Genomic DNA, 6549 nt, shown 5'->3' with positions numbered 1-6549 from the left:
GCCCGCCCTTTCTGGACGGGCGGGACGCCCATCCCACAAGAACCATCAAACTTGTAAGTTATTTAATTCTCATTCCTTAGTAATGTGAGGACAATAGAAGGTAAGGATTCAGGTCAAAAAAGACTTAAGTATCAAAAGCTGGTAAAATAAACGAATGAAAAAGCCCGCAGCCACCAGACAGAAAGAAAAAATCCACTTCTAGCAGTTGAGACAAGCTGAACTGCTATAACTGGTAATGGGGCTGCAAAAAATAATTGAAGAATTGCAAGAAAAACTAGCCATTGCTACGGGAAAAAGTCGAACCACCAGTCAGACTTCTTCGATTCCTCCATCACACGATAGAAGTGGGAGTAGGAACACTCCAAAAGACCAATCAACGAGTAGCAGCAGCGGTAAAGCCAGCTATAAATGCACTGTGGAAATGGGCGTGCAATCAAATGTTCATGTAGATGAAAATGAAACGCTAAGAGTGTGTGATGGGGGTTAAAGAATGGCTATGGACGGCTAGTGGAGAGGGGTTCTGTTTATTCCATTCCGCAGATACTTTTGTGACGTGTGGAACTAGAAACCATGCTGGGTACAGAATTTGCTGGGGTCTTAAGCTCAGGTGATTTCAGCGTTGATAATGGTGGCACAATCGCAGCCCAACAGAAGTGTCTAAGCTGTTGTGCATTTAAAACGCATATTGGTATAATATAACATAATGATATTCATAAAAAGTGAAGGCCTGCTAAAAACTTTCTCAGTTCCGAGACAAAGGAAACTCTGCAACAAGCATTAAAAGACCATGAGCATCCAGACATTCGACAAAGAGCGTTAATATTTTTATTACTAAACAACGAAAATACACAAGCTCAAACTGCTGAACTAATTGGATGTTCTCTCATAAAAGTTGCCTACGGTCGCATTCACGGTCATCCTGATAATTTAGACATTTTTAAAGATAATAGGATGAAGGCTAATTACCGAAAATCCAGAGAAAAATACATTGATTTACTTTTAGAAACAGTTGAACTAGAGCCTGATAAATATGGTTATGAGTTCGGAAGATGGACAACAGCTAGACTTGCAGTACATCTAGGATAGCAGACAGGAATAGAGCTGAGTAGTACCCAAGTTAGGAGAATTTTACCATCAAAAAAGTATGTTTACCTTTGGCTAAATATAGCTTAGAGTATAAGCAAAATACCGTAGAAAGGGGTTGATTTAAAGATAAATTAGCGGAGTATCTAAAAATAAAAAAGTAATATCCAAACCTTTTGCAGGTATGGTTTTAGAACGAGAGTGGATTTAGTTTAAGGGTGATTAGAAGGAATAACTGGTGTATAAAAGTAACTCGAAGTAACATTCATATGATAGCGACGAAAAGGTCGTATTAATGTTATAGGTGGACTAAGATATTAAGATAAAAAAATGGGTATATTTTATTCCATCTGGGAATTATGCTAATTTTTATGCAGTGCTGAAAATTTTTTATGAAGATTTAAAAGCCGAGTGGATATTGCAAGTAAATTTAGCGGAAAAATTTCAAGATAAAGGCTGTAAGTTTGTGATAGTTTTGGACAACGCTAGTTTTCATAAAAAAGCAGAGACTTTGCAGAAAATAGCGTCAGAAATGCCGAATCTTATCATAGAGTTTTTGCCCAAATATAGCCCGGACTATAACCTAGTTGAATTAGTATGGCATTCCGCCAAGGAATATGTTGCTAATAGATTATTTGAATTGAAAAACTAGAATCACTGTTACATAAACTTTTAAATGAGGCTAAGAGGCTAAGAGGCTAAGAGTGCCCAACCCCTACTCCCTACAAGAAAATTTACTCTTTGTGGAACAGGCCGGAAAGCCTGTTGTTAAGAATGATGCAATATTGTGGGAGTAATTGATATCTGCTGGCATTTTCCCCAAACCTGTAGAGGCGAGTTTTACCAACTATAAATTGCTTAAAATCAATAATCTCATAAACCCGCCCCCACCCGACGATAAAATGCTGGATAGAGAATTGTGCAAGATGTGCGAGTGAATTGATATCTTGTGCCGAACGCCACAATCAGCCAGATGTTTCAATCCTACAGCCGACTATTGCCACAGGTGCAACATATGAATTTATTAGATATATTAAACAAAGCTAGTTTTTTGTATAATAACGCTTATGGCTGTCAATTTCGCTACGTCCCCCGCTTCTAGTCTCAAACCAGAAGCCCAGAATATCTCAGCACTCAAACAAGTCTTCCAGACAATTGATGCCGATAGCTGTCCGGGTTCCTATAATTTTCATATGCACACAGTCTACTCCGACGGGCGATTGCAGCCAGAGAAATTGATGGAACAAGCCATAGCCCGCGGTCTCAAGGGCTTAGCTATCACCGACCACCACAGCACCGAAGGCTACGTTAAAGCTCAAATTTGGCTGGATAATTGGAAATTAAACCATCCTGACAAAAATAGCGAAGCACCTAGTCTCTGGACAGGCGCTGAAATTAATGCCGAATTGCTCAACAACGACGTACACATTCTCGGTTACGCCTTCGATCCGCAAAATCCCAGTCTCAAACCTTACTTGCGAGGTAAAAGCACTGAAGGCACTTATTGTTATTCAGCAGCCAGGGTAATTGAAGCTATTCATGAAGCAGGAGGTTTAGCAGTTCTAGCACATCCTTGCCGGTATCGATCGAGTGCCGATCAACTAATCCCAGAAGCAGCTCGTTTCGGCATTGACGGTGTAGAAATTTACTATGCTTACGGTAATCCAAATCCTTGGAAACCGAGTCCCAAACAAACTGCTTTAGTCAAAGATTTAGCAGAAACTTATGGTTTGCTGGGAACTTGTGGGACTGACTCTCACGGCCTGAGTCTTCTCGTCCGAATCTAGATAGTTGGGAAATAAGAAGTGCTTTATCCTGTGATTGCCTGTCTAAGCGTTAGCGGATATATCTACGATGAAAGCAATTACCATGAGCCGAAAACAAACAGTTGATCAGGTCAATCGATTTTAGATTTTAGATTTTAGATTTTAGATTGACTTGCGCGAGATAAATACGTTCGGCAAGTTTCATCGGATACAGGTTTTTTATTTCTGGGTCCTGAGTCTGCGAAGGAATGTATCCGGGGGCTTGTATCCTGGATGCTTTCGGTCATATTAGGTGCGCTAAAATGACTAATATAAAATTGTTTGGTAGTGAGGACTTCAGTCCTCATAAAAGTCTGTGGACTGAAGTTTTCACTACTTGCCTGATAACGGCTATTTTACGGGACGTGAGATAATTGCGATCGCCCGGACGATCTTTCGGTATCCAAAAGTAAGCAATTGCTTTCTTCAGGTAATATTCTTGCAACTTCGAGAGACATTGCGCCCTAAAAACCAGTCCCCCTTCTACCGTTCTGGGAACAACTGACAGGCCCTGTTCGTTGGCTGATTTGCCCAATCCAAGCGAGAATTCCCAAATCGATCCATCCAACCTTCCAAATAAGTTCGATTAGCCTTTCTTTCCTCTGGATCGGAGGTATTCATGGGATGAGGTGCTAAACCCAAAATAGTCGCCGTCGTCACGCAAAACATCGACTTCTGAAAACTTTGGCAAATTTGCACCCGCACATCGTCTTCACCCCGACAGCTACTGCGGTAAACTTCGTGCAAATACTCCGGCAAATAATGGCGCATATCTTGCATCAATTGAGTGGGCGGAATCCCTGCACCTCCAATCGGTAAAGGGTCAGCAAATAAAGCCCCGTAGGCAAAATCTTTTTGTTTTTCCGGGATTTGATGAGCTTGAGCGTTGTAGGAAACTGTGCCAAAAAAAGCTGTACCCCGAAAGAAAACAGCCTCTACATAAGGCACGGCTACATCTGGTAAAAATGTCAAGTTAGCCGAGGCCGGAATGATATCGTAGACTTGACCGTGAATCTTGACGCTGTAGGTAATCGGTAGGCTGGCGGCGGCTACTAAACCGGCTTTAACAAAATTAACAACGTCAGAAATAGACTTAGTTTCCCCTCGATCGTAGGAATCAGATAAGTCCATAAACAAATCGCTCATTACCCGCCAAAACTGACCGAGACCGCTGTAGTAAGCCAGCATCCGCACTTGTTCCGGCAAAAAATCAGGAAAGGTTTTGTTTAATCCCTGCATGAAAAAATTGCCTTTCAATTTAGCAGCGATCGCCTTTTCGACCAAACTGCTAAATTCCGGGGAATCCAAATAACTGTCCAAACCACCGCCGCCGTGCCAAAGCATTGTTCTCATGCAATACTCAGCATACTCAAAATTAATGCGATCGTGCCACAAGTAGCGAATTAATTTCGGCAGAGTCACATCTCCGTTGAAATATTTAAAAAACGGAAAAAGCACTAAAAACTGTTCTTCTGCAATATAATTGAGATTGCGAGAATAGGCGTCTAAAACAATAGCATAACTTTTCAAAACGCCGACAACTTCAACCACATTTTCGGTAGATTCAGGCAGTAAAGCTTTGCCTGATTCCAAGATGTCAATGTATGCGGCTAGGGGATGGGAAGATGGTTTTAATACGGTACTTGTCATTTTAATTAAGCCTGAATAGAAGGAAGGCACGACACGGATTTGAACACGGATAGACTGATGAATGGAATAGGTAGGGACACGTCACTGCCCATAGGTGTCAACTTAAGTCCGCCAGGGAATGAATTCCCTGTCTCACAGCTAAAGTCCTCTCAAAGAGGACTGAAGAACTCATTAGTCCTCATAGCGAGGACTTTGGCTTTAAGGATCTTGTTGAAACCACTGCCGGAATGAGGTTTAACGTTAAGTTGACACGCCTTGGTCACTGCCGTGTCCCTACAGCCGTCTGCTGTATTTCAGGGAATTGAAAACTGCCATAGGACTAAAGTCCGATGCTACGAACCTAGGTCATATTTTATTTCAAGTTTTGAGCGATCGCTTTAACTTGGGGTGGCACATTAGCTACCATTCCGATCGCAGTTTTTTCGCTCAAAGCAACTAAAACTCCCGGCTGCACTCCCATGATGGCGATAATTATTGCTAAGATCAGCGAAGGGATGCGATCGCGCCAGCGAACTTGGGGCAAATTTACCACCACATCCGAAAGGCGGCCGAAAAAGGCGCGGTTGACCATAATTAGAAAGTAAACTGAAGTTAAACCAGTGCCGATCATGCAGAGCAAAGTTTGCACGGGAAACACGGGCAAACTGCCGCGAAACATCAAAAATTCCGCAATAAATCCAGCCAAACCTGGAATGCCGGCACTAGCCATCACGCCGAGGATCATTAAACTGCCAATCATCGGCAAACCGCGATCTGGATTGAACAAACCTTTGAGCACATCGATGTTGCGGGTGCCTGATTTTTTGTAAACAACGCCGACACTCAAAAATAGCAGCCCCGAAATTAAGCCGTGGCTAACCATTTGTAAAACAGTTCCCAACATACTAATTGGAGTAGCTGCGGCGCTAGCTAACAAAATGTAGCCCATGTGAGCGATCGAACTGTAAGCTACAATTTTTTTCATATCTTTTTGGGCGATGGCACAACTCGCCCCGTAAAGCACACTCACCACAGCCCAACTCGCCAACCAAGGTGCCGCCACCGCCCACGCCTCGGGAAACAAACCCAAACCAAAGCGCAGCATCCCATAAGTCCCCAGCTTCAAAAGCACCCCCGCCAGCAGCACCGAAACCGGCGTCGAAGCTTCTACGTGAGCATCCGGCAGCCAAGTATGAAAAGGCACTAAAGGCATCTTAATTCCAAAAGCCAGCAACACCCCTGCCAGCAAAACAATTTGCCTTACCAAAGGCAATGGCAATCCTCCTTGCAAATGCGATGCGCCCGCTGCACCAACCATATCGAAACTCGAAGCACCGCTAAGCCAACCAGTACCCAAGAAAGCAGCCAGGAGCACAATTCCCGAAAATGCAGTATAGATTAAAAACTTAGTAGCAGCATAACCCCGGCGATCGCCTCCCCAAATAGCAATTAACAGGTAAAGCGGAATCAATTCTACCTCAAAAAACAGGAAAAACAGCAGCAAATTTTGAGATAAAAAAGCCCCTGTTACGCCGCCGGTAATTAACAGAATCAAAGAATAATAAAGTCGAGGTCTGCGGATCGACTCATCCGTAGCGTAAATAGCTATCCCTGTCAGCAGAGTATTTAAAATTACCAAAGGCAGAGCCAAACCATCAACACCGAGATTGTAATTCAATCCCAAAACATCTATCCAAGGAATGAATTCCGCAAACTGCAACTGACTGGTACTGGCATCAAACTGAACTGCCAAAATCACCGAGAGAATAAAAGTTATACCCGCAATGGCGATCGCGACATTCCGAACTATTTTAGAACTCACTGAACCGGGCCAGAGCCCAATCAGGGCAGCAGCCAACATTGGTATCCAGATTAAAGCACTGAGCATCAATTAAAACTTTCCTTTGTTACACAGTATTTAGAGCTATATTTAACATTAACGCAAAGCAACTACATTTGACACTCCCCGGTCTAAAGACGCGGGGATTCTTGAGGACAAACTTTGGGGGATGAATCCGCCCAAAGTTTAATT

Annotated in this window: 5 protein-coding genes; 3 read left to right on the top strand and 2 right to left on the bottom strand. The window is 43.0% G+C overall.

Annotation, left to right across the window (positions count from 1 at the left end; translation table 11 throughout):
• Positions 1–235: 235 nt before the first annotated feature.
• The 3 genes from QUA50_RS28810 to QUA50_RS28800 all read left to right on the top strand — a co-directional run bounded on the left by QUA50_RS28810 (position 236) and on the right by QUA50_RS28800 (position 2870).
• On the top strand, positions 236–487 hold the full coding sequence (locus QUA50_RS28810; RefSeq protein ID WP_333268707.1) for a hypothetical protein: 252 nt from the start codon (positions 236–238) through the stop codon (positions 485–487).
• Positions 488–1459: 972 nt separating this feature from the next.
• Positions 1460–1735 carry a transposase gene (locus QUA50_RS28805; RefSeq protein WP_333268709.1) on the top strand — a complete coding sequence of 92 codons (276 nt, stop codon included), beginning with the start codon at positions 1460–1462 and terminating at the stop codon, positions 1733–1735.
• A gap of 415 nt (positions 1736–2150) precedes the next feature.
• On the top strand, positions 2151–2870 hold the full coding sequence (locus QUA50_RS28800) for a PHP domain-containing protein (RefSeq protein WP_333268711.1): 720 nt from the start codon (positions 2151–2153) through the stop codon (positions 2868–2870).
• A 501-nt stretch (positions 2871–3371) separates the two neighbouring features.
• Here QUA50_RS28800 and QUA50_RS28795 read toward each other — a convergent pair.
• Both QUA50_RS28795 and QUA50_RS28790 read right to left on the bottom strand, forming a co-directional pair.
• Positions 3372–4538 (bottom strand): CO2 hydration protein, encoded by a 1167-nt coding sequence (locus QUA50_RS28795; RefSeq protein WP_333268713.1) that lies wholly within the window; start codon positions 4536–4538, stop codon positions 3372–3374.
• A gap of 352 nt (positions 4539–4890) precedes the next feature.
• Positions 4891–6405, bottom strand: a complete 1515-nt coding sequence (locus tag QUA50_RS28790) for an NADH-quinone oxidoreductase subunit M (RefSeq protein WP_333268714.1) — start codon at positions 6403–6405, stop codon at positions 4891–4893.
• Between the last annotated feature and the right edge of the window lie 144 nt (positions 6406–6549).

Origin of the sequence: Microcoleus sp. M2_D5, from assembly GCF_036701935.1 — a bacterium.
In the GTDB taxonomy this organism is placed as follows: Bacteria; Cyanobacteriota; Cyanobacteriia; order Cyanobacteriales; family Microcoleaceae; genus Microcoleus.
The sequence above is the reverse complement of the archived record's forward strand: the minus strand, read 5'-3'. Positions and strand labels throughout refer to the sequence as shown.

Coding starts and splice junctions, on each gene's coding strand:
- QUA50_RS28810 (WP_333268707.1), top strand. CDS start 236: ATGGGGCTGCAAAAAATAATTGAAGAATTGCAAGAAAAACTAGCCATT.
- QUA50_RS28800 (WP_333268711.1), top strand. CDS start 2,151: ATGGCTGTCAATTTCGCTACGTCCCCCGCTTCTAGTCTCAAACCAGAA.
- QUA50_RS28795 (WP_333268713.1), bottom strand. CDS start 4,538: ATGACAAGTACCGTATTAAAACCATCTTCCCATCCCCTAGCCGCATAC.
- QUA50_RS28790 (WP_333268714.1), bottom strand. CDS start 6,405: ATGCTCAGTGCTTTAATCTGGATACCAATGTTGGCTGCTGCCCTGATT.